The following is a 22,949-nucleotide window of genomic DNA, read 5'->3' as shown; positions in this document are numbered from 1 at the left end:
ACCGGGCAGCACGGGCTGCCCGGTGGTGATCAAGCGACAGTGGTGCGACGTTCGAGCAATGCTTGCAACTGATCGAGCAACTCGTCACCGCGCATCAATTCGTAGTGCCCGCCGGTCAGTAAACGGTCGACCCCGTGGCGTCCGACCTGAGCGGCGAACACCTCGCGTTCGGCGTCCCGGTCAGCCACCCACCAGCGGTGAGTGACCACCTCAACCTTGGGCAATTGCCGCTGGGCCAGGGCCAGTTGCTTGAGCGCTGCGCCGGTGGCAAAAATCCGCGTGAACTCATCGGCGCCCAGCGCAGCATCGCCACTGGAACCGTGCAGCGCAGCCTCGATGACCGCAGCGGCAGCGGCTTGCTCGTTGAGTCCAGCAGCTTTCCGGGCAATCAGCGCTTGCGCCTCTTCGACCGACAGACCGAGCACAAACTTCAGGAAGTCCGCCAGGTCCTCACGCCAGTCTCCCGCCTCTGCCGTGCCGGCCACGTAGCTGTCGACCAGAGCGGCGAATGCGACGGTCGCGCCCTGGCTTTCCAGCTCGCGGGACACCAGTTGCACCAGCGCCCCGCCCAGCGACCAACCCAACAGGTAATACGGGCCTTCAGGTTGCTGCGCGCGAATGCGTTGGGCGTAGGCCTGGGCCATCGCCGGCAGCGACGCGTCCTGCCATTGCGGATCGAGCAGCATCCGGCATTGCAGACCATAGACCGTGCGTCGACCGTCCAGACGGCGCGCCAACGGCTCGTAATCGAACACCGTGCCGAACCCGGCGTGCAGGCAGAACAGCGCGGGCACATGCGCGAGGCGACTGTTGAGCGCCAGCAGTGGATCTGGCGCCGTGGCCGTCTCCTGCACCTGATAGCCGCTGAGCTCAGCGATGCATGGCTTTTGCATCAGATCGCGCAGCTTCAGCTCGAACTCCAGTTGCGGCTGACTGCGGACCCGCGAAATGACCTTGAGCACCTGCAGCGAGTCACCGCCCAGTTCAAAGAAGTTATCGTCGATACCGATCTGCGGTACGCCGAGCACGTCCTGCCAGATCGTCGCCAGTGCCTGTTCCAGCGCATTGCGTGGCGCACGATAGCCACCCAGCGCCCACTCTGGCTGGGGCAGCGCCCGCCGGTCGATCTTGCCGTTGGCCGACAGCGGGAAGCGCTCCAGCACCATGATCCGTGCCGGCACCATGTAATCGGGCAATTGCGCTTGCAACTCGGCCTTGATCCGTCGATCCAGCCCCGTGACTGCAGCGGCCACCACATACCCCACCAACTGCTTGCCGGTCGGCGTGTCGTGCACCACCACGGCGGCATCCTGCACCCCGGCGCATTCGCGCAGACGGGCTTCGATTTCGCCGAGTTCGATACGGAAGCCGCGGATTTTCACCTGCTGGTCGAGACGCCCGAGGTAGTCGATCAAGCCGCATTCACGCTGGCGCACCAGGTCGCCGGTGCGGTACATGCGCCCGCCCGCCTCGAACGGATCGGGAATGAAGCGCTCAGCGCTCATGCCCGGACGCTGGTGGTAACCCCGCGCCAGACACTCACCGCCCAGATACAGCTCGCCACTGACCCCGGCCGGCAACGGATTGAGGTCAGCATCAAGCACGTACAAGCCACGCCCGGCCACGCCACGGCCGATCGGCGCGTAGGCCGCCTCGCAACGCTCACTGACTTCGGCACGCCACAACAGCGGCGTGACCACGGTCTCGGTCGGGCCATAACCATTGACCAGACGCTGGGGGCGCAAGGCGCGCTTGACCTGCTCGAAACTGGCCTCCGGCACCGCATCGCCGCCAAAGCAATACACCTGCACCGGCGGCGGATTGCCCAACCGTTCGGCCACTTCGGCCATCTGTTGCAGATAAGCCGGCGGGAAGCAGGCAACGGTAACGTGATGACGCTGCAGCACTTGCAGGGTCTGCTCCGGCGTCCACAGATTGTCCTCGCGGATCACCAGGCTGCCACCGGCCAGCAACACGCTCAGCCAACGCTCCTGAGCACCGTCGAAGGCGAACGACATGAAGTGCAGTTCGCGGCTGTCCGGCACCAGTTCATACAGATCGATGATGCCGCGGCAATGCCGGGCAATCGGCCCGCGAGCCACGGCCACGCCTTTGGGCTGACCGGTGGAACCGGAGGTGTAGATCAGGTACGCAAGGTGCCCTGCCAGCGGTCGGGACAACGGGCATTCAGTGCTGTCATCGTCCGGCAATTGATCGAGCAGCAACCGCGGCACGCGGTCGGCAAACGTCAGGCGCTCACCCAGATCGCTGTCGCAGAGCAGCAGGCTGGCCGCCGAATCATCGAGCATGTAGGCCAGACGCTCCGGCGGATACGCCAGGTCCAGCGGCAAGTACGCGGCACCGGCCTTGAGCACGGCGAGAAACGCAATGATCGTGCGTTCCGAGCGTGGCAATGCCACCGCCACCAGACTTTCTGCGCCGATACCGCGCTTGATCAATTGTCCGGCCAAAGCGTTGGCCCGGGCTTCGAGCTCGGCATAACTGACTTCACGCTCTTCACAGAGCAGCGCGATTTTCTGCGGCTGGTTGCGCACGTGTTCATTGAAGCTGCGCAACAGATCAGTGTCGTCGGTCGACGGTTCTGGCAGGCCCAGGCGCGCGCCGGGCAGACCGAGATTGCCGATCAGGCAGTGTTCATCTTCAGGCAACGCGTGCAGCAAGCCTTCGAGTTGCGCGCGGATCTGCTCGACCTCGGCATCACTGAAGCGATCGCGCAGATACAGGTATTCGACTTCCAGGCCGTCTTCGTTGGCACTGACCATCAAGTCCATCGGCACGTTGGTGACACCGGCGCTGCCCACCTCGGCAAAGCGCAACTCGCCCTCCTCGCCACCGCGCAACGCCCGGTCGACCGGATGGTTTTCGAACACGATGATGCTGTCGAACAAGCCCTGGCCACCGAGTCCGGCCCAGCGCTGGATGTCCGACAACGGCGTGTGCTCATAGTCGCGCACGGTCAGGTTGTAGTCCTGCAGCTCACGCAGCCACTCGCCCACTGGCTGTTGCGGGTCGAGCGTCTGGATCACCGGCAACGTGTTGATGAACAGACCGAGCATTTCCTGCGCCCCCGGCAAACCGGTCGGGCGCCCTGCTACCGTGGCGCCGAATGCCACGCTGCGCTGGCCGCTGTGACGTTGCAACAGCAGCAGCCAGGCGGCTTGCACCAGGGTGTTGAGGGTCACGCGTTGGCGCTTGGCAAAACCGTGCAGCTTGCGCGTCGCGTCGGCGTCGAGATCGGTGTACATCACGCCGTGTCCGGAACCGCTCGCACCGCTGGCCTTGGCCAGAATCGTCGGTGCTTCCAGCAACGCCAGGCGCTCGCGCCAGAAGCCTTCGGCCTGAGCGCTGTCCTGACGTTGCAGCCAGCCGATGTAATCGGCGTAACGGCCATTGAGCGCCGGCAGGCTGGCGTGGTGATACAGGCGCAGCATCTCGCCGAGCAGGCGTGAAGCACTCCAGCCGTCGAGCAACAGGTGATGGTAGACCCAGATCATCTGATAGCGCTCGGCGTCCAGGCGCACCAGCACGAAACGCATCAGCGGCGGGCAGCTCAGGTCGAAGCCCTTGGCTTGCTCGGCAGCCGCCAGTTCGCTGAGTGCCTGCTCGGTGTCGTGGCGGTCGCGCCAGTCGAGTTCCTCGATCGGCAACTCGACCTCGGCAAACACCGCTTGCAGCGGATCGGCCAGACCATCGCGCCAGCGGAATGCCGCGCGCAGCACCTCATGGCGTTCGATCAGGGTTTGCCAGGCCGCGCGGAATCGCGGCACCTGCAGACCTTCCACTGCCACGCTCAACTGGTTGACGTAAGGGTTCAGCTCCGGCGAGTCCAGGCAGTGGAACAGCATGCCCTGCTGCATCGGCGACAGTGGATAGAGGTCCTGCAAACCTTCGCGAGCCGCCACATCAATGTGCGGCACCAGCGCGAAGGCGGCGACTTTCGGCGCTTCGTTCAAGGTCGCCTCGCGAGTGACCGCCACCGCCGCCAGCGCACGGATGGTCTGTTGTTCGAACAACTGCTTCGGACTGAACACCAGCCCGCGTTGCCCGGCGCGGCTGACCGCTTGCAGCGAGATGATCGAGTCACCGCCCAGTTCGAAGAAGTTCTCGGTGACGCCCAGCGCATCCAGGCCCAGCAGGTCCTGCCAGATCTCCACCAACAGCGCTTCGGCCGGTGTCGCGGCGGGCACCTGATCCTGACTCTGGCGCGCCAGGTCCGGCGCCGGCAAGCCTTTGCGATCGAGCTTGCCATTGGGCGTCAGCGGCAATGCGGCCAGGCACATCAGGTGCGCCGGCAGCATGTGCGCCGGCAGACGGCTACGCAGGTGGGCGCTCAACGCTTCGTGCAAATCCTGCTCGTTGGCCAGCGGATCGCGCGGCACGATGTAGCCGACCAACTGACGGCTCACCGGCCCGTCGCGATCAATCACCAATGCTTCGCGCACGCCTTCGTGCTCCAGCAGACAGGCCTCGATTTCCCCCAGTTCGATGCGGAAGCCGCGAATCTTCACTTGCTGGTCGATCCGGCCCAGGTATTCCACCACACCGTCGGCGCGGAACCGCGCCAGGTCACCACTGCGATACAACCGCGCACCCGGTACGAACGGATCCGGCACGAAGCGCTCGGCGGTCAGGTCCGGACGCTGGTGGTAACCGCGGGCAACGCCCTCGCCGCCCAGGTACAACTCGCCGGCCACACCCACCGGCAGCGGCTGCAAACCACCGTCGAGAATGTAAGCACTGCGGTTGCCCACCGGTCGGCCAATCGGCATGAAGGCCGAGTCGAACCCGGTGTCCGGGTAGGCCAGCCAGATCAGCGGGGTGATCACGGTTTCGGTCGGGCCATAACCGTTGATCAGGCGCGGCGGTTGCAGCACGTGCTGGACCTCATCGAACGCGTGCTTGGGCATGCCTTCGGCACACGGCGTGTAGGAACGAATCGGCAGTTTGCGCCCCGCTTCGCCCATGAAATCGGCGATCTGCAACAGATAGGTGGGCGTAAAACAGGCGATGGTGATGCCGTGCCGCTCGATTTCCGCGCAGGTGCGCTCAACGCTCCACAACTCATCGTCACGCGGCATCACCGCCGAACCGAAGATCAGCGGCGTCAGCCAGCGTTCGTGGGCGCCGTCGAAGCTGATCGAGGCAAACTGCAGCTCACGATCCTCGGGGGTCATGCCGTACAACTCGCCGATGGCCAGGCAGTGCATCGCCAACGGGCCGTGGGCCACGCTCACGCCTTTGGGCCGCCCGGTGGAACCCGAGGTGTAAATCAGATAGGCAAGGTTTTCCCCGCAAGTCAGGTTGACCGGGTTGCTGTCCGTCAGCAATTGCAGCGGCTCACGGTCGATCTCCAGCACCGGCAGAGTGTCCGGCAGCGCCAGTTTCGCGCGCAGCCAGGACTGCGTGAGCATCAGCACGATGCCGCTGTCCTGCATCAGGTATTGCAGGCGCTCGGCCGGGTACGCCGGGTCAAGTGGCACGTAGGCGCCGCCGGCCTTGAGGATCGCCAGCAGGCCGACGATCATTTCCGGCGAACGCTGCATCGCCAGACCGACCCGTACTTCCGGGCCAACGCCCAGGTTGCGCAAGCGATGCGCCAGGCGGTTGGCGCGGCTGTTGAGTTCAGCGAACGTCAGCTGCACATCGGCAAAAATCAGCGCCGTGGCCTGCGGCCGGATCTCGGCCTGGGCTTCGATCAGTTGATGCACGCACAGCGGATTTTCGTTCGCGACGAAGGCCGGGTTCCATGTCTGCAACTGCTGCTCGCGCTCGCTGGCCGTCAGCAGATCCAGTTCGCTCAAGGCAGCGTCGGGGGCGCCGACCATTGCATTGAGCAATGCCGCCAGATGCTCGCTCATGCGGGCAATCACGGCGGCGCTGAAGTGGCTGCACTGGTAACTCCAGTTCAGGCTCAGGGTGTTTTCCGCGGTGGCCGCCAGGGTCAGCGGGAAGTTGGTGCGCTCATGGTTCTGCGGGATCGAAAAACTCAGGCCGGCCGGTGCGCCCTGTTGCAGCGCCTCGGCCACCGGGAAGTTTTCGAACACCAGCAGGCTGTCGAACAGCGGCTCGCCGGCTCTCCCGGCCCAACGCTGAATGTCACCCAGCGCAGTGAATTCGTGCTCACGCAGCTCCAGGTTCTGCGCCTGCAAACGGCTTAGCCACTGGCTGACAGTTTCCACCGCGTCCGGGCAACTGATTACCGGCAAGGTGTTGATGAACAGGCCCATCTGACTTTCGGCTCCCGGCAGGTCCACCGGCCGACCGGCCACGGTCGCGCCAAATGCCACGCAGCGCTGGCCGCTGTAGCGTTGCAGCAACAGCGCCCAGGCGCCTTGCAGCAAGGTGTTGAGCGTGACTTTCTGCTGACGGGCGAACTCGCTCAGACGCCGGGTCGCGGCCACGTCGAAGTTCTGCAGATGGTCGGCAAAGGCCTGAGTGTCCGACGGTTGCAGATCACCATGGGCCAGGCTCTGCGCCAACAGGGTCGGGTTGTCCAGCGGCGCCAGTTGCGCAAGCCAGAAACGCTCGTCGGCCTGCGCATCCTGACGCTGCAGCCAGCCAATGTAGTCGGCAAAACGCCCGCTTGGCGCCTGTACCGTTTGTCCGGCGTAACGCTGCAACACCTCGCTGAGCAGCAACGAATTGCTCCAGCCATCGAGCAACAAGTGGTGGTGGGTGTAGATCAGTTGCTGACGCTCGTCGTCCAGTCGTACCAGCGTCAAACGCATCAACGGCGCTTGAGCCGGGTCGAGCTGCCGGCGCTCGCTGTCGATCAACTGGGCCAGCGCCTCGGTCTGATCGGCACGGCCACGCCAGTCCAGGCAACGGAACGGCAGTTGCAGATGACGATGCACCAGCTGCACCGGCGCCTCGAAGCCCTGCGGAAAGTGGAAACTGCTGCGCAGAATCGGATGCGCATCGATCACCGCTTGCCAGGCCTGACCCAATCGCTCGGCGTCCAGGCCACGGGCCTCGACGTTGAGCTGGTTGACGTAGGCACCCGACGCCGACTCGAACAGGCTGTGGAACAACAGACCGGCCTGCATTGGCGACAGCGGATACAGGTCCTCGATCTGCGACGCCGCCACCGGCAAATCATCAAGTTGCGCCTGGCGCAAACGCGCCAGCGGGAAATCCGCCGGGGTCACGCCACCGGCCTCGTCGCTCAGGCAGTGCTCGATCAGCGCCAGCAGCTCCTGGCGATAATCCGCGGCCAGTTGTTCGATTTCACCGAGTTCGAAGCATTCGCGGCTGAAGGTCCAGTCCAGTTTCAGTTCACCGCCATACACCTGACCGTCCACCGACAGCCAGTTCGGCAACGGTGCGTCAGCCGATTGCGCGGCACCGCTGGCTTCGCTGGCGGGGCTGAACAGCGCGTCCTCGGCAAAGCTCTGGTCGAACTGCCCGAGGTAGTTGAACGTCACCCGCGCGCTCGGCAAGGCCTTCAGCGCCGCCTGCGTCGCGGCATCGCCCATGTAGCGCAGCAGCCCGAAACCCAGGCCCTTGCCGGGGATCTCTCGCAGTTGCTGTTTGATTGCCTTGATTGAACCGGCAAGGTCCGCCGTCGGCGTCAGGCGCACCGGGAACAGGCTGGAGAACCAGCCCACCGTGCGGGTCAGGTCGATGTCGTCGAACAGGTCTTCGCGACCATGGCCTTCGAGCTGAATCAGCGCCGATTCGTTGCCGCTCCAGCGGCTCAGGGTCCGGGCCAACGCGGTCAGCAGCAGGTCATTGACCTGGGTGCGATACGCCGCTGGCGCCTGTTGCAGCAATTGGCGCGTCTGCTCGCGGTCCAGCGCAATGCTCACGCCCTGGCGCAAATGCCCGGCCTGACTGGCCTGGGCATTAGCCGCCGGCAGAGAGTCGCGGGCCTCGCCGAGTTGCGTCTGCCACCAGCTCAGCTCGGCCAGCGCCGCGTCACTGCGCGCATAGTCTTGCAGCTTCAGCGCCCAATTCTGGAACGCGCTGGTCTTGGGCGGCAGTGCCTGGTTCTGATAAGCCGCCTGCAAGTCTTCCAGCAGCACCCGCCAGGACACACCGTCCACCGCCAAATGGTGGATCACCAGCAACAGACGCTGGGAGCCGTCAGCCTGCGCGATCAAGGCGATCCGCAGCAACGGGCCATCCTGCAGACTCAGGCTGCGCTGGGCCTCTTCGCAGACTGACTCCAGCGATGCGTCGTTGGCAACCCGCGCAGTCCAGAGCATGTCGATGACGTCGGCACTGTCGGCGGCGACATAGCGCGCCGACCACTGACCGTCGACCAGACTGAAGCGCAGGCGCAAGGCGTCGTGCTGTTTGAGCAGACGCTGCACCGCGCCTTGCAGGCGCGGCAACTCCAATGTCTGGCGCGGCACCAGCAGCACGGCCTGATTCCAGTGCTGGCGTTGCGGGATCGGCTCGTCGAAGAACCAGCGCTGAATCGGCGTGAGTATCTGCTCACCGCTCACCGGCCCCTGTGGCGCCAGCGGTGCAGCCTGAACCTTGACCACTGCGGCCAGTGCCTGCAGCGTCTGTTGCTGGAACAGATCACGCGGTTGCAGGCTCAGGCCGGCACGCCGGGCCCGGCTGACCACCTGAATCGAAATGATCGAGTCGCCGCCCAGCTCAAAGAAATTGTCCTGACGGCCGACCTGCTCGATGCCCAGCACGTCCTGCCAGATCTGCGCCAGCGCTTGTTCATGTTCTGTGAAAGGTGCCTCGAACGCACGCTGGCTGATTTGCAGGGTCGGTGCCGGCAAGCGCTTGCGTTCGAGTTTGCCATTGGGGCTGAGCGGCATCTGCTCGATCAGCACGGTCTGCGTCGGCACCATATAGTCCGGCAGACTCGCGAGCAGATGGGTTTTCAGGGTTTCGCGCCAGGCATTCTGCCGGGCGATATCGGCCTGCGGCAGCGCCCGATCCTGCGGCACCACGTACGCCACCAGTTGCTTGCCGCTCGGCCCGTCCAGCGCCAGCACCACGGCGTCCTGAACCTCGGCGTGTGCTTGCAGGCGCGCCTCGATTTCGCCCAGCTCGATCCGCAGACCGCGAATCTTCACCTGGTGGTCGATGCGGCCACAGTATTCGATGGCGCCGTCGGCGCGATAACGCGCCAGGTCGCCAGTGCGGTACAGACGCTCGCCGCTGCCAAACGGGTCGACTACAAAACGCTCGGCGGTCAACGCGCCACGACGGTGATACCCACGGGCCAGACCGATACCGCCCAGGTACAACTCACCTACCGCGCCCAGCGGCAACGGCTGCAATTCGCTGTCGAGGATGCAGGTGCGCAGGTTGGCGATCGGCCGACCGATCGGCACGCTGTCGCGGCCCTCTTCCACACACGTCCAGTGGGTCACGTCGATTGCCGCTTCGGTCGGGCCATACAGGTTGTACAGATTGGCTTGCGGCAGGTTGCGCAGGGTCTGACGCTGCAACTCCATCGGCAACGCTTCGCCGCTGCAAATGATCCGCGTCAGCGAGGTGCACGCCAGCGACTCCTCGGCGCTGATGAATGCCGAGAGCATCGACGGTACGAAGTGCAGCGTGGTGATCGACTGCTCGACAATCAGCGCGGCGAGCCGCTGCGGGTCGCGATGCTCGCCGGGCGCGGCGATGACCAGTGTTGCGCCCTTCATCAGCGGCCAGAAAAACTCCCAGACCGACACGTCGAAACTGAACGGAGTCTTTTGCAGCACCCGGTCGCCCGGTTGCAGGTTGTAGGCCTGTTGCATCCATTCCAGACGATTGTGCAACGCCACATGGCGGTTGCCGGCGCCCTTGGGTTTGCCGGTGGAGCCGGAGGTGTAGATCACATAGGCCAGGTTTTCCGCCAGCGCCAGATTGGGCAAGTCGGTGTCCGGCAGTTCGCTCAGCCAGTCGGCATCCGCTTGCAGGCACAGCGTGCGCAGCGAATCCGGGGTCGGCAGTTGCGCCCGCAGCGGCTCCTGAGTCAGCAGCAACGCGATGCCGCTGTCTTCGATCATGTAGCTCAAACGGTCGCGCGGGTATTCCGGGTCCAGCGGCACATAGGCGCCACCGGCCTTGAGAATCGCCAGCAGGCCGACGACCATTTCGAACGAACGCTCGCAGGCGATCCCGACGATCACCTCCGCGCCGACGCCTTGCGCCCGCAAGTGATGAGCCAGACGGTTGGCGCGGCGGTTCAGTTCGGCATAGCTCAGGCGCTGGCCCTCAAACACCAGCGCCGTGGCGTCGGGTTGCTGTGCTGCGCGCGTCTCGAAGTGCCGCTGTACGCAGACCTCGCCCGGGTAGACCTGCGCGGTGTCATTGAGCTCAACGAGAATGCCCACGCGCTCGTCGGCATCCAGCAGCGGCAGTTCGGCCAGCGGGTATTGCGGGTTCGCCAGCACCCCGGCCAGCAGATTGCGCCAATGCCGGGCCAGGTGCTCGATGCGCCCGGCGTCAAACAGGTCAGTGGCGTAGGTCAGGCTGGCGAACAACTGGTCGCCCACTTCCTGAGTATCCAGTTGCAAGTCGAACTGAGTGGTCGGCGTCGTGGCGTTCAGCGCCTCGACCCGCAGGCCCGCGAGCAAGCCGCCGACCGCTGCGGCTTTGGCCTGCTGGTGATTGAACATCACCTGGAACAGCGGACTGTGGCTCATGCTGCGATCGCCCTGCAGCGCCTGCACCAGACGCTCGAACGGCAAGTCCTGATAATCCTGCGCATCCAGCGACGCGGTCCGGGTCTGCTCGAGCAATTGGCTGAAGGTTTGACGCCCGTCGACCTCGACGCGCATCACCTGGGTGTTGACGAAGAAGCCGATCAAGCCACGGGTTTCGGCGCGGTTACGGTTGCCGATCGGCACACCGATGCGCAGGTCCGACTGTCCGCTGTAGCGATAGAGCAACGCCTGAAAACTGGCCAGCAGCAGCATGAACGGCGTGACATTGGCCTGCTTTGCCAGGGCCATCAGGCCAGCGGCCAGATCGGCCTCCAGGGCGAAATCCAGACGTGCGCCGCGCTGGCTCGGCTGGGCCGGACGCGGACGGTCGGTGGGCAGTTCCAGCAGCGGTTGCTCGCTGCCCAGGGTGTCGCGCCACCAGTTCAGTTGACGTTCAAGCTCTCCGGCCTCCATCCAGCGGCGTTGCCAGGCGGCATAGTCCGAATACTGGATCGGCAGCGGTTCAAGCGGTGCATCCTGGCCCTGACAATGGGCGGCATACAGCCGCGAGAATTCCTCGATCAGCACGCCCATCGACCAGCCGTCGGTGACGATGTGGTGCAGGGTCAGCGCCAGCACGTGGTCTTCGGTATCCAGTTGCAACAGGCTGACGCGCAACAGCGGGCCATGCTGCAAATCGAAAGGCCGGGCAATGTCCGCCTGCACCTGACGCATGGCGCAGGCCAGACGCTCGGCCTGTGGCTGCGCGCGCAGGTCATGTTGTTCGATCGGCAACGCGGTGAACGCCGCCAGGGTTTGCAGGACCTGTCCGTCATCCTCGACGAAGCGGCTGCGCAGGCTCTGGTGCCGCTCCAGCAACACGTCGAAACTGTGTTGCAGCGCGGCGATGTTCAGCGGCCCTTGCAGGCGCAGCACGGCGGGGATGTTGTAGGCCGCGCTTTGCGGGTCGAGCTGCCAGAGAAACCACTGGCGTTGCTGCGCGTACGACAGCTCGAAGGTCGTTTGCGGCTCGGCGGCGGGCGGAATCGGCAACTGGCCGAAGCTCACGCCCTGCTCTTGCATGCGTTGCAGAAATTCGCGGCGCTTGTCTGCCGGCAATGCGGCAAAACGGGTGGCGATGCGCCAGGCGGTGGTGTGTTCCATCAGTTGATCTCCATCTCGTCGAGAAGCGACTCAAGTGCATCCAGACGTGCATCGTTGTCAGTCGGGGCGAGTTGCCCGGCCATGGCGGCATAAGCCTGAAGGTCGCTGGATTCGAACAGCGCACGCAGCGCCAGCTCGATGCCCAGTTCCAGCTCCACACGGGCGCTGGCCTGGGCGGCGAGCAGCGAGTGCCCGCCCAATTCAAAGAAGTTGTCGCGCCGCCCGACCTGCGCCACGCCCAGCACATCGGCCCAGATCGCCGCCAGTTGCCGTTCGAGTTCGCCTTCGGGGGCTTCATAAGGGCGCTGCAGGGCCTGAGCATCGGGCAGCGGCAAGGCCTTGCGGTCGAGCTTGCCGTTGCTGGTCAGCGGCAAGGCATCGAGCAGCAGCCAATGGCTCGGCACCATGTAGTCCGGCAAATCGACCTTGAGCGCAGCCCGCAGGTGGTCGCGCCAGGCAATCGGGTCCGCCGGGGCTTGCTCGGCGACCACGTAGGCACACAACTGCGGCCCGCCCTCGTCGTCGTGTACGCTCAACACCGCGTGACGCACGCCGGGTTGCGCCAGCAGCGCCGCCTCGATTTCTCCCAGTTCGATGCGGAAGCCACGGATCTTCACCTGTTGGTCGATACGCCCCAGGTAGTCGATGCTGCCGTCGTGACGCTGGCGCGCCAGGTCGCCGCTGCGATAGAGCCGCTGCGACGCGTCGAACGGACTCGGCACGAAGCGCTCGGCGGTCAGCTCGAAACGCCCGTGGTAACCGCGCGCCAGACCGGCCCCGGCGATGTACAACTCACCCGCCACCCCCACCGGCACCGGTTGCAACTGGCTGTCGAGCAAGTACCAGCGCAGGTCGCGAATCGGCAGGCCGATCGGGCTCTGCGCCTTGCCGTCGAGGTCCGCCAGACGGATCGCGCGGTAAGTCACGTGCACCGTGGTTTCGGTGATGCCATACATGTTGACCAGCGTCGGCTGCTGATCGCCGAAGCGCTCGAACCAGGGTCGCAGGCTCGCCACTTCCAGCGCTTCGCCACCAAAAATCACCTGGCGCAGCGCCAAGTGGCGCGGGCTGGCGCAGGCAATCGGCAGCAGTTGGCGGAACGCGGTCGGCGTCTGGTTCAACACTGTCACGCCTTCGTCGCACAGCAGGCGATGGAACGCCTGCGGCTCGCGGCTGATGTAGTACGGCACGATCACCAGGCGCCCGCCGGTGCACAGCGAACCGAACAGTTCCCACACCGAGAAATCGAACGCGTAGGAATGGAACAGGGTCCAGACATCATCCGGGCCGAAGTTGAATTCACTGGCGGTCGCGCTCAACAGGCGCCCGACGTTGGCATGGCTGAGCAACGCACCTTTCGGCCGGCCGGTGGAACCCGAGGTGTAGATCACATACGCGAGGTTGTCCGGGCTGCTCAGGCTCGGCAGATCCTCAGCGCTGTAGGCGTCCAGCGCCAGCGTATCGAGGCTCAGGACTTGCACGTGCTCACGCGCCGGCAAGCCATCGAGCAGATGTTGCTGAGTCAGCAGCAAGGCGATGCCGCTGTCTTCGATCATGTAGCTCAGGCGCTCCACCGGGTATTGCGGATCGAGCGGCACGTAGGCGCCACCGGCCTTGAGGATCGCCAGCAGACCGACCACCAGCGGCAGCGCACGCTCGGTGGCGATGCCGACCCGCACTTCCGGGCCGACGCCCTGCTCGCGCAACTTGCGCGCCAGACGGTTGGCCTGGGCATTGAGCGCGGCATAGCTCAAACGCTCGCCTTCGTAGACCAGCGCAATCGCCTGCGGACGCAGCGCCACCTGGGCTTCGAACAACTGATGCAAGGTGGGCGACGGCGGTTGCAGATCGAACACCGGGTTCCATTCAGCGATCAACGCCTGAAGCTGAGCGCTGTGCAGCAATGGCAGCTCGGCCACCCGTTGCTGCGGGTCAGCCGCCACGGCGCGCAGCAGGTTCAGCCACTGCTCGGCGAAGCGCTGCATCGAGGCCGGGTCGTACACATCGGTGGCGTAGGTCAGGCTCGCGTCCAGCGTATCGCCCTGCTCCTGCGTATCGAGGACCAGATCGAACTGCGTGGTGGTTTGCTGCCAGTGCAAACGCTCGACCTGCAAGTCGGCGACGCTACGCTCGACGCTGGCGCCCAGTTGCTGCTGATGGTTGAACAACACCTGGAACAATGGGCTGTGATTGAGGCTGCGCTCCGGCTGCAAGGCATCGACCAGTTGCTCGAACGGCAGGTCCTGATTGGCCTGCGCGTGCAACGCCAACTGTTTGATCTGCTGCAGCAGGCTGCTGAAGGACTGCTGGCCGTCGATCTCGGCACGCAGCACTTGGGTGTTGATGAAGAAGCCGATCAGGCCTTCGGTTTCCAGGCGCGAACGGCCCGCACTCGGCACGCCGACATTGATCGCCGCTTGCCCGCTCTGGCGGTGCAACAAGGTGTACAGGCTCGCCAGCAGCAACATGAACAAGGTCACTTGCCGGGCCTGCGCGCATTCACGCAATGCCGCCAGCAGCGGCGCGTCCACGTTCAGCAGCAGGCTGGCACCACGCTCGCTGCGACGCGCCGGGCGGCTCAATTCACTCGGCAGCTCAAGCGGTGTCTGACTGCCGGCCAGGCGCTGGCGCCACTCACCGAGCTGACGTTCGCCCTCGCCCGCTTCCAGCCAGTCGCGCTGCCAGCGTGCGTAATCGCTGTAGCTCACCGGCAGCGGCGTGAGGTCGGCGTCACGCCCCTCGACAGCCGCCTGATACAGCGCACTGAACTCATCGACCATGATCTGCATCGACCAGCCATCAGCGGCGATGTGATGCACGGTCAGCACCAGCACATGTTCCTCGGCCCCCAGTTGCAGCAGCAACATGCGCCACAGCGGGCCGTTGCGCAGGTCGAACGGCCGGGCGATTTGCGCGGCGATGGCAGCGTCGAGGGACGCCGCGTCGATCGGATGCTGATCGAGTTGCAACGGCAACTGCGCATGCACCCGGGGCCGTGCCTGCTGCCCGTCCTGTTCGAAGGTGGTGCGCAAAGTGGCGTGGCGCGCCTGCAATTGCTCGAATGCCAGGCGCAGTGCCGGCTGATCCAGATGTCCCTTGAGGCGCAGCGCCGCCGGAATGTTGTACGCCGGGCTGTGCGGATCCAGTTGCCAGACAATCCACTGCCGCTGCTGAGCGTAGGACAGTACCGCTGGCGGGTCGCCGGCAGCGGCCTGCAACAGCGGTTGGGCGTGACCACCGGCCTGGGCCGCGCGCTCGGCAAACCCGGCCAGACTGGCCGCCGAGAACAGGCTGCTGACCGGCAACTCCAGTTGCAGTTGCTGACGCACCCGCGAGATCACTTGCAGCACCAGCAGCGAATGGCCGCCCAGTTCGAAGAAGTTGTCGTCGCGCCCCACGCGCTCGACGTGCAGCACCTCTTGCCAGATCTGCGCCAGTTGCGTTTCCAGCCCTGGTACCGGCGCCACAAACTCGCGCTGGCCGGCACTGCCGACAACACGCGGCAAGGCGCTGCGATCGAGTTTGCCGTTGTTGTTCAGCGGCAAGGCGGCCATCAGCACCAGATGGCTCGGCACCATGTAGTCCGGCAGCGACTGACGCAGGGCAGCGTCGAGGGCTTGGCGATAACTCGCCTCGTCGCCAACCGCGCCGTTGGCCACGACGTAAGCCACCAGTTGCGTACCGTCCTGAGCAATGACCGCCGCCTCGCGCACCTCGGCACGCGCTTGCAGGCAGGCTTCGATCTCACCCATCTCGATGCGCAAACCGCGAATCTTCACCTGGTGGTCGATACGCCCGACGTATTCCAGCTCGGCGTTGGCGTTGTAGCGCGCCAGATCACCGCTGCGGTACAGACGTGCGCCGGGTTCAACGGCAAACGGGTCTGGCAGGAAGCGTTCGGCGGTCAGTGCCGGACGGTCGAAATAACGTTGCGCCAGGCAGGCCGGCGCGCCGATGCACAGCTCACCGACGCCACCGGCCGGCAGCAACTGCCCGGCACTGTCGAGCACATACAGCGAGCGTCCGGGAATGGCGCGGCCGATCGGCACGCCGAAGCTGTCGCTGGCATCGTCCAGGCGACAGTCATGCACGCTGGACACCACCGTGGCCTCGGTTGGTCCGTAGGTGTTGAGCAGGCGCACATGGCCCTGACCCGCCTGATGCCAGAGACGCAAGCCCTCGACGGACATCGCCTCGCCACCGACGTGCACCTGACGCAACGAACCCAATGTGCCGATCGCACCGCTGGCGCATTCACGGGCCAGCAGGTACCAGTAGGCCGCCGGCAAGTCGGCCACGGTGACGCCATGACGGACGATTTCGGCCGCCAGGCGCCCGGCATCCCACAGCGCATCGCCACGCATGATCAATGCGCCGCCGACACACAGCGCCGGGAAGCACTGCTCGACGAATCCATCGAAACTGAAGGTCGCGAACTGCAGCACGCGGTCTGCTGCCGACAGCCGCGAATACTCGGCGGCGCTCTGACAGAACTCGCGCAGCGCGCCATGGGCAATCGCCACGCCCTTGGGTAGACCGGTGGAACCGGAGGTGTAAATCACATAGGCCAGATCCTGCGCGTCGGCCTGCGTCAGCGGGTCGTGTTCGGCAAAACCGGCGCTGTCATCCAGCACCAGGCGCACCACCGACGACAACGGCAGATCCTGCAGCAGGCCGGACTCGCACAGCAGCACGTCGAGGCGGCTGTCGTCGATCATGTAACGCAGGCGCTCGGCCGGGTATTTCGGGTCCAGCGGCACATATGCCGCGCCGCTTTTGAGCACCGCCAGCAGGCTGACGATCAATTGCGGGCCACGGTTCAACGCCAGGCCAACCCGGATACCCGGGCCGGCACCGTGGGCGATCAGGCGATGGGCCAGACGATTGGCCTGAGCATTGAGCTGGCCGTAGCTCAGGGTCTGGCCGTCAACCGCCAGTGCCAGTGCATCGGGGGTGGCCGCCGCGTGAGCGGCGATCTGTTCGTGGGTCAGACGCGGGTCCTGCAACACCACCGCCGGCGTTCGGCTCACCGCCAGCAACGGCGCCCGGGCCTGGGCATCAAGCAACTCCAGCGAACCCAAAGCCGCATCGGCGCCAGCGGCCATTTGCGTCAGCAAGTGCTGCAGGTTGGCCGACAACGTTGCCACTTGCCCGGCACTGAAACGTGCGGTGTCGTAGCTGAAGTCGAGCGTCAGGGTCGCGCCGATTTCGACGCCCAGGGTCAACGGATAGTGGGTGCGTTCATGGTTATGCAGATTGCTGAACGACAGCCCTGCCGGCGCGCCCTGCTTCAACGCCTCGGCCACCGGGAAATTTTCGAACACCAGCAGGCTGTCGAACAGCGCGCTGCCCTGCTGACCGGCCCAGCCTTGAATGTCATACAGCGGCACGTGCTCGAAATCGCGCATCGCCAGGTTCTGGCCCTGCAAGTCGCCGAGCCACCGGCTCACGGTCTGCTGCGGATTGGGTGCACAAACCAGGGGCAAGGTGTTGATGAACAGGCCCAGCTGCGCTTCGATGCCCGCCAGCGGTGCCGAACGCCCGGCCACCGTGGCGCCGAACGCCACGCAATCCTGGCCGGTGTAGCGTTGCAGCAACAGGCCCCAGGCACCTTGCAGGACGGTGTTGAGCGTCACCTTCTGCTGACGGGCGAACTCGCCAAGACGCAGGGTCGTTTGTCCGTCGAGCACCACGCGATGCTCCGCGCTGCCCTCGCCCGCCACCGGCGCACGCAAGGCGTCAGCCAGCAACGTCGGCGCTTGCAGCGGTGCCAGTGCGGCTTTCCAGAACTGCTCGCCGGCGCTGGCCGGCTGCGCCTGCAACCACGCCAGGTAATCGCGGTATTGCCCGACCGGCGCCGCCAGCGCCTGTCCGGCGCTGTAGTGTTCGATCACTTCGGCAAGCAACTGCGCGTTGCTCCAGCCGTCCATCAGAATATGGTGGCTGGTGTAGATCAGGTGCCAGTCAGCGGCACCGCTGCGCACCAGTTTCAAACGCAGCAGCGGCGCGCAGTCGAGAGCGAAACCCTGAGCACGTTCGGCAGCGGCCAGGGCGTCGGTATCGGTCGCTGGCAAGACTTCCAGCGGCAAGCTCACTTCGCGCACGATCGCCTGATGTGCCGCGTCGAGGCCGTGCCAGTGGAAGCTGCTGCGCAGGATCTGATGCCGCTCCAGCGCCGCCTGCCAGGACTGGGCAAAACGCTGTGGATCGAGGCCATGAATGTCCAGGCGCAACTGGCTGATGTAGGCGCCGACTTCGGGTTCGTACAAGGTGTGAAAGAGCATGCCCTGCTGCATCGGCGACAGCGGATACAGGTCTTCGAGTTGCCCGGCCGGCAGCGGCAACGCATCGAGTTGCGCCTGGCTCACTTGAGCCAGCGGGAAGTCCGACGGCGTTGCCTGCGGCGTGTCGATGGCGCAGCAGTGCTCGATCACTGCATCCAGCTCGCTCGCATACTCATCGGCAAGACGCTGCACGGTCGCACGATCGAACATCTGGCTGCTGAAACCCCAGGTCATCGACAGCTCGCCGCCGTACACCTGACCCTCGACGGTCAGCCAGTTGCCAAGCGGCGCCGACGGGTCCTGAGCGACACCGCCGCCTTCGCTGGAAGGCACGAACAGCGCCGCCTCGTCGAACTGACGATCGAACTGCCCGAGGTAGTTGAAGGTGATGCGCGGCTGGACCTGAGCGGCCAGCGTCGCGGCGGTCTGCGCATCGCCCAGATAGCGCAGCGCACCATAGCTCAGACCTTTGTCCGGCACCGCGCGCAGTTGCTCCTTGATGGTTTTGATCGACGCGCCGAGGGCGTCCGTCGGCACCAGATTGACCGGGAACAGGCTGGTGAACCAGCCGAGGGTGCGGGTCAGATCGATGTCGTCGAACAGGTCTTCGCGGCCATGGCCCTCCAGTTGAATCAGGCTGCCGGCCTGACCGCTCCAGCGGCAGATCACCCGGGCCAGCGCCGTCAGCAACAGGTCGTTGACCTGAGTGCGATAAGCCGCCGGGGCCTGCTGCAACAATTTGCGCGTCTGCCCGGCGCTGAATTTCAGCTCGATTTTCTGCTCGTGGCGGTTTTCCAGCGAACCGTGAGGCCGCTCGCAAGGCAAGTCGTTCTGCGCGGCATCGCGCAATTGCGTCTGCCAGTAATCGAGGCTGCGGGCGAAGCTCGGCAGGTGTCCCTGCAAGCGTGCGACCCAGTGCTGGTAAGCGCTGGTCTTGTCCGGCAAGGCGATGGCCGTGCCGCTCAGGGCCTGGGCATAAGCTTGCTGCAAATCTTCCAGCAGCACTCGCCACGAAACGCCGTCGATCACCAAGTGATGAGCGACCAGCAGCAAGCGCTGACTGCCGTCGGCGAGATCCACCAGCAGTGCGCGCACTAGCGGTCCCCGGGCCAGGTCCAGACTGCGCTGGGCTTCGTCGCACAACGCCTTGAGGTCTTGCGCCGACGCGGCATTGCGCTGCCACAACACCGATTCGTCGGACAGCGCCGCGTAGGCTTGCTGCCAGCCATCGGCACTCAAGGTGTAGCGCAGGCGCAAGCCGTCGTGATGGTTGATCAGTTGCTTGAGTGCACGGTCCAGCGCCTGGGCATTCATCGCTTGCTGCGGCACCAGCAGCAACGACTGGTTCCAGTGCTGACGCTGAGCAATGTCCTGGTCGAAAAACCAGCGCTGTACCGGCGCCAGCAGCACCGCACCGACGGCCGGTCCCTGGTCGATCAGGCTCTGCTCACCCTGCCGGGCGACCTGCGCCAGACTGCGGATGGTCTGGTACTGGAACAGTTCTTTGGGGCTGAGCACGATCCCGGCCTGGCGCGCCCGGCTGACCACTTGCATCGACACGATCGAGTCGCCGCCCAGCTCGAAGAAGTTGTCTTCCAGGCCGACGTTTTCAATTGACAGCACCTCCTGCCAAATCGCGGCCAGGGCTTTTTCCATGGCGCTGCGTGGCGCTACGTGTTCGCGCTGCTGCTGACGCCCATCGACCGCCGGCAAGGCCTTGCGGTCGAGCTTGCCGTTGGGGGTCAGCGGCAGGTGTTCGAGGAACAGCAGGTACGCCGGCACCATGTAATCCGGCAGATGCTGACGCAGCGCAGCTTTCAGCGTTTCGCGCAGGCGCGCCTGCACATCAGCGTCTGCCGCCAGCACTGTGGCGTCAGCGGGCACGATGTACGCCACCAGTTGCTGTCCGCTGGCGCCTTCCTGCGCCAGCACCGCCAGCTCGCGCACGGTGTCCTGCTGCAATAGCCGGGCTTCGATTTCGCCCAGCTCGATGCGGAAACCGCGCACCTTGACCTGATGGTCGATACGCCCGACGTATTGCAGTGCGCCATCCACCTGATAACGGGTCAGGTCACCGCTGCGATACAGCCGCTCGCCGGTGCTGGAAAACGGGTTCGGCACGTACTTTTCGGCGGTCATCGCCGCACGTCCCAGGTAGCCCCGGGTGATGCCGGCGCCAGCCAGGTACAGTTCAGCGGCGACCCCTTGTGGCACCGGTTGCAGATCGGCGTCCAGCAGGTAGCTGGCGGTGCCGGTCAACGGCCGGCCGATGCTCGCCACCCCACCCGCCTCACGGCGGGTCCAGGTGGAGTAAGTGGTGTCTTCCGATGGGCCGTACAGATCAAAGACCTGCTCGACGGCGGTCTGCTGATACAACGCATCGACCAGGCTCTGCTTCAACGGCTCGCCCGCAAGATTGATGGTGCGCACGCTCGAAGCGATGGCCCCGTCGCGCAGCAAGGCATTGATCGCCGACGGCACAGTGTTGATCAGACGCACCTGATTGCGCGCCGGCAGTTGCGGCAACTCAAGGGCGTTACGCGCGATGATCAGCGAGCCACCGTTGGCCAGGGTGACGAACAGCTCCCACACCGACAGGTCGAAGCACACCGAGGTCGAGGCCAATACACCTTGAATGTCATCGCCGCTGTAGACGCTGCGCGACCAGTCGATCAGCGCTTGCACGTTGCGGTGCGCGATGGCCACACCTTTCGGCTTGCCGGTCGAGCCTGAGGTGTAAATCACATACGCCAGGTTGTCCGCGGTCACCGAAGTCACGGGCGCCTGGCGTGGGTACGTCGCCAGTTCGCCAGCGATGCAGTCGAGCAGCAACACTTGCGTGTCGGTGCCGACCACGAGCGTTTGCGCGATGGCCTGCTCCGTCAGCAACACCCGCGCGCGGCTGTCTTCGAGCATGTAGGCGACGCGGTCGGCCGGGTAGTCCGGGTCCAGTGGCACATAGGCGCCACCGGCCTTGAGCACGGCGAGCAAGGCGACCAGCAAATGGTCGGAGCGCTGCATGGCGACCCCGACCCGCACTTCGGGGCCGACGCCGCACTCGATCAATTTGTGCGCCAGACGATTGGCCCGTGCGTCGATATCGGCGTAGCTGAATGCCTGCTCGCCAAAGGTCACCGCCAGCGCCTGCGGCTGCCGGGCGACCTGCTGTTCGATCAACTCATGAATGCACGAGGCTGCAGCGATATCGGCCGGCATGCGGTTCCAGTCGCAGACAATCTGTTGATACTCGGCGTGTTCCAGCATCGGCAGATCGCTGATGCGCTGGCGACTGTCCTGGACCATGCCGCGCAACAGGTTGAGCCAGTGTTGCGCCATGCGCTCGATGGTCTGCGGGTCGAACAGATCGTTGGCGTAGGTCAGCGCGGCGTGCAAGGTGCCGGCCTTTTCATAGGTGTCCAGGGTCAGATCGAACTGGGTGGTGCGGCCCTGCCACTCGATCACGCCCAGCTCCAGCCCGGAAGCGGTGCTGACCGCGGTGATGTCAGCCACTTGCGGCTGATGGTTGTACATCACCTGGAACAGCGGCGTGTGGCTGAGGCTGCGTTCCAGTTTCAAGGCTTCGACCAGACGCTCGAACGGCAGGTCCTGATGGGCCTGGGCGCCAAGCGCGGTTTCCTTGATCGCGCGCAGCAGGTCATCGACCCGGGTCTGCCCGTCCAGTTGGGTGCGCAGCACCTGAGTGTTGACGAAGAAGCCGATCAGCCCCTCGATTTCGCTGCGGTTACGGTTGGCAATCGGCACGCCGACGCGGATGTCGGCCTGCCCGGTGTAACGATGCAGCAGCACGTTGAACGCGCCGAGCACCAACATGAACAAGGTGATGCCATGCTGCTGGGCGGTACCGCGCAACTGCTCGGCCAACGCACCGTCGATGGCGAATGGGAAACGGGTGCCGCGATAGCTCGGCATCGCCGGACGCGGGTGGTCGGTGGGCAATTCCAGCACCGGGTGTTCATCACCCAATTGCGCCTGCCAGTAATCGAGCTGTCGTGCCTGCTCCCCCGCTTCCAGCCAACGGCGCTGCCACAGGGCGTAGTCGCTGTACTGGATCGGCAGCGCCGCCAGTTGCACCGGTTGGCCGGCGTCGAACGCGTCGTAGCAACGGATGAACTCGTCGATCAGCACGTTCATCGACCAACCGTCGGACACGATGTGATGCAGGGTCAGCAACAGCACATGCTCTTGCGGGTCGAGCTTGAGCAGCTTGATCCGCAACAACGGCCCCACGGCCAGATCGAACGGCAGCAGCGACTGCTGCTGAGCCGCATCGGCCAACGCGAGTTCACGTTCGGCCGGGCTCAACCCAGTGAAATCCACCGACTCGATCAGCAGCGGCGCCGTCGCCGGCACCTGCAGCAGGCTGTCGTCGCCCTGGCGCTGGAACACTGTGCGCAGGGTTTCGTGACGCTCGACCAGATGGGCGAACGCTTGCTCCAGCGCCGCCATGTTCAAAGGCCCGGTCAGGCGCACCGCGCCCGGCAGGTTGTAGGCGCCGCTGTGCGGGTCGAGCTGCCAGAGAAACCACATGCGTTGCTGCGCGTAGGACAGCGCCTGCCGGTCATCGGCCTCGACTCCCCGAGGGATCGGAAAACGGGCGAAATCCACGCCCTCCTTGTGCAAGGCCGCGAGGAACATCTGGCGCTTTTCCAGGGGCAACCCGATAAACCGGCGAGCAAGTTTCAAGGAGTCTTCAGCATTCATTTCTCAGCATCCGGATCAGTAGGCAGGAAGCACAAAGGCACGTCGTCCCTATAAAACGAATGCAGATCGGAAAAATTAGCGAATGAGAACAACTTGCAGACAAGACAAACCCCTGTAGGAGTGAGCCTGCTCGCGATAACGGTTTTTCAGT

2 protein-coding genes are annotated in these 22,949 nt (G+C 65.0%); both read right to left on the bottom strand.

Annotation, left to right across the window (positions count from 1 at the left end; genetic code table 11):
* Window positions 1–29 precede the first annotated feature (29 nt).
* Window positions 30–11,792 carry a non-ribosomal peptide synthetase gene (locus tag HBN98_RS13680; RefSeq protein ID WP_083366448.1) on the bottom strand — a complete coding sequence of 3,921 codons (11,763 nt, stop codon included), beginning with the start codon at window positions 11,790–11,792 and terminating at the stop codon, window positions 30–32.
* Complete coding sequence (locus HBN98_RS13675) at window positions 11,792–22,798, bottom strand: non-ribosomal peptide synthetase (RefSeq protein WP_083366449.1); 11,007 nt, start codon at window positions 22,796–22,798, stop codon at window positions 11,792–11,794. The genes HBN98_RS13680 and HBN98_RS13675 overlap by 1 nt, the downstream gene beginning before the upstream one ends.
* Window positions 22,799–22,949: the final 151 nt, after the last annotated feature.

Source organism: Pseudomonas koreensis (assembly GCF_012986595.1).
GTDB classification, from domain to species: Bacteria; Pseudomonadota; Gammaproteobacteria; order Pseudomonadales; family Pseudomonadaceae; genus Aquipseudomonas; species Aquipseudomonas koreensis.
This window is presented reverse-complemented; position numbering and strand designations above follow the sequence as displayed.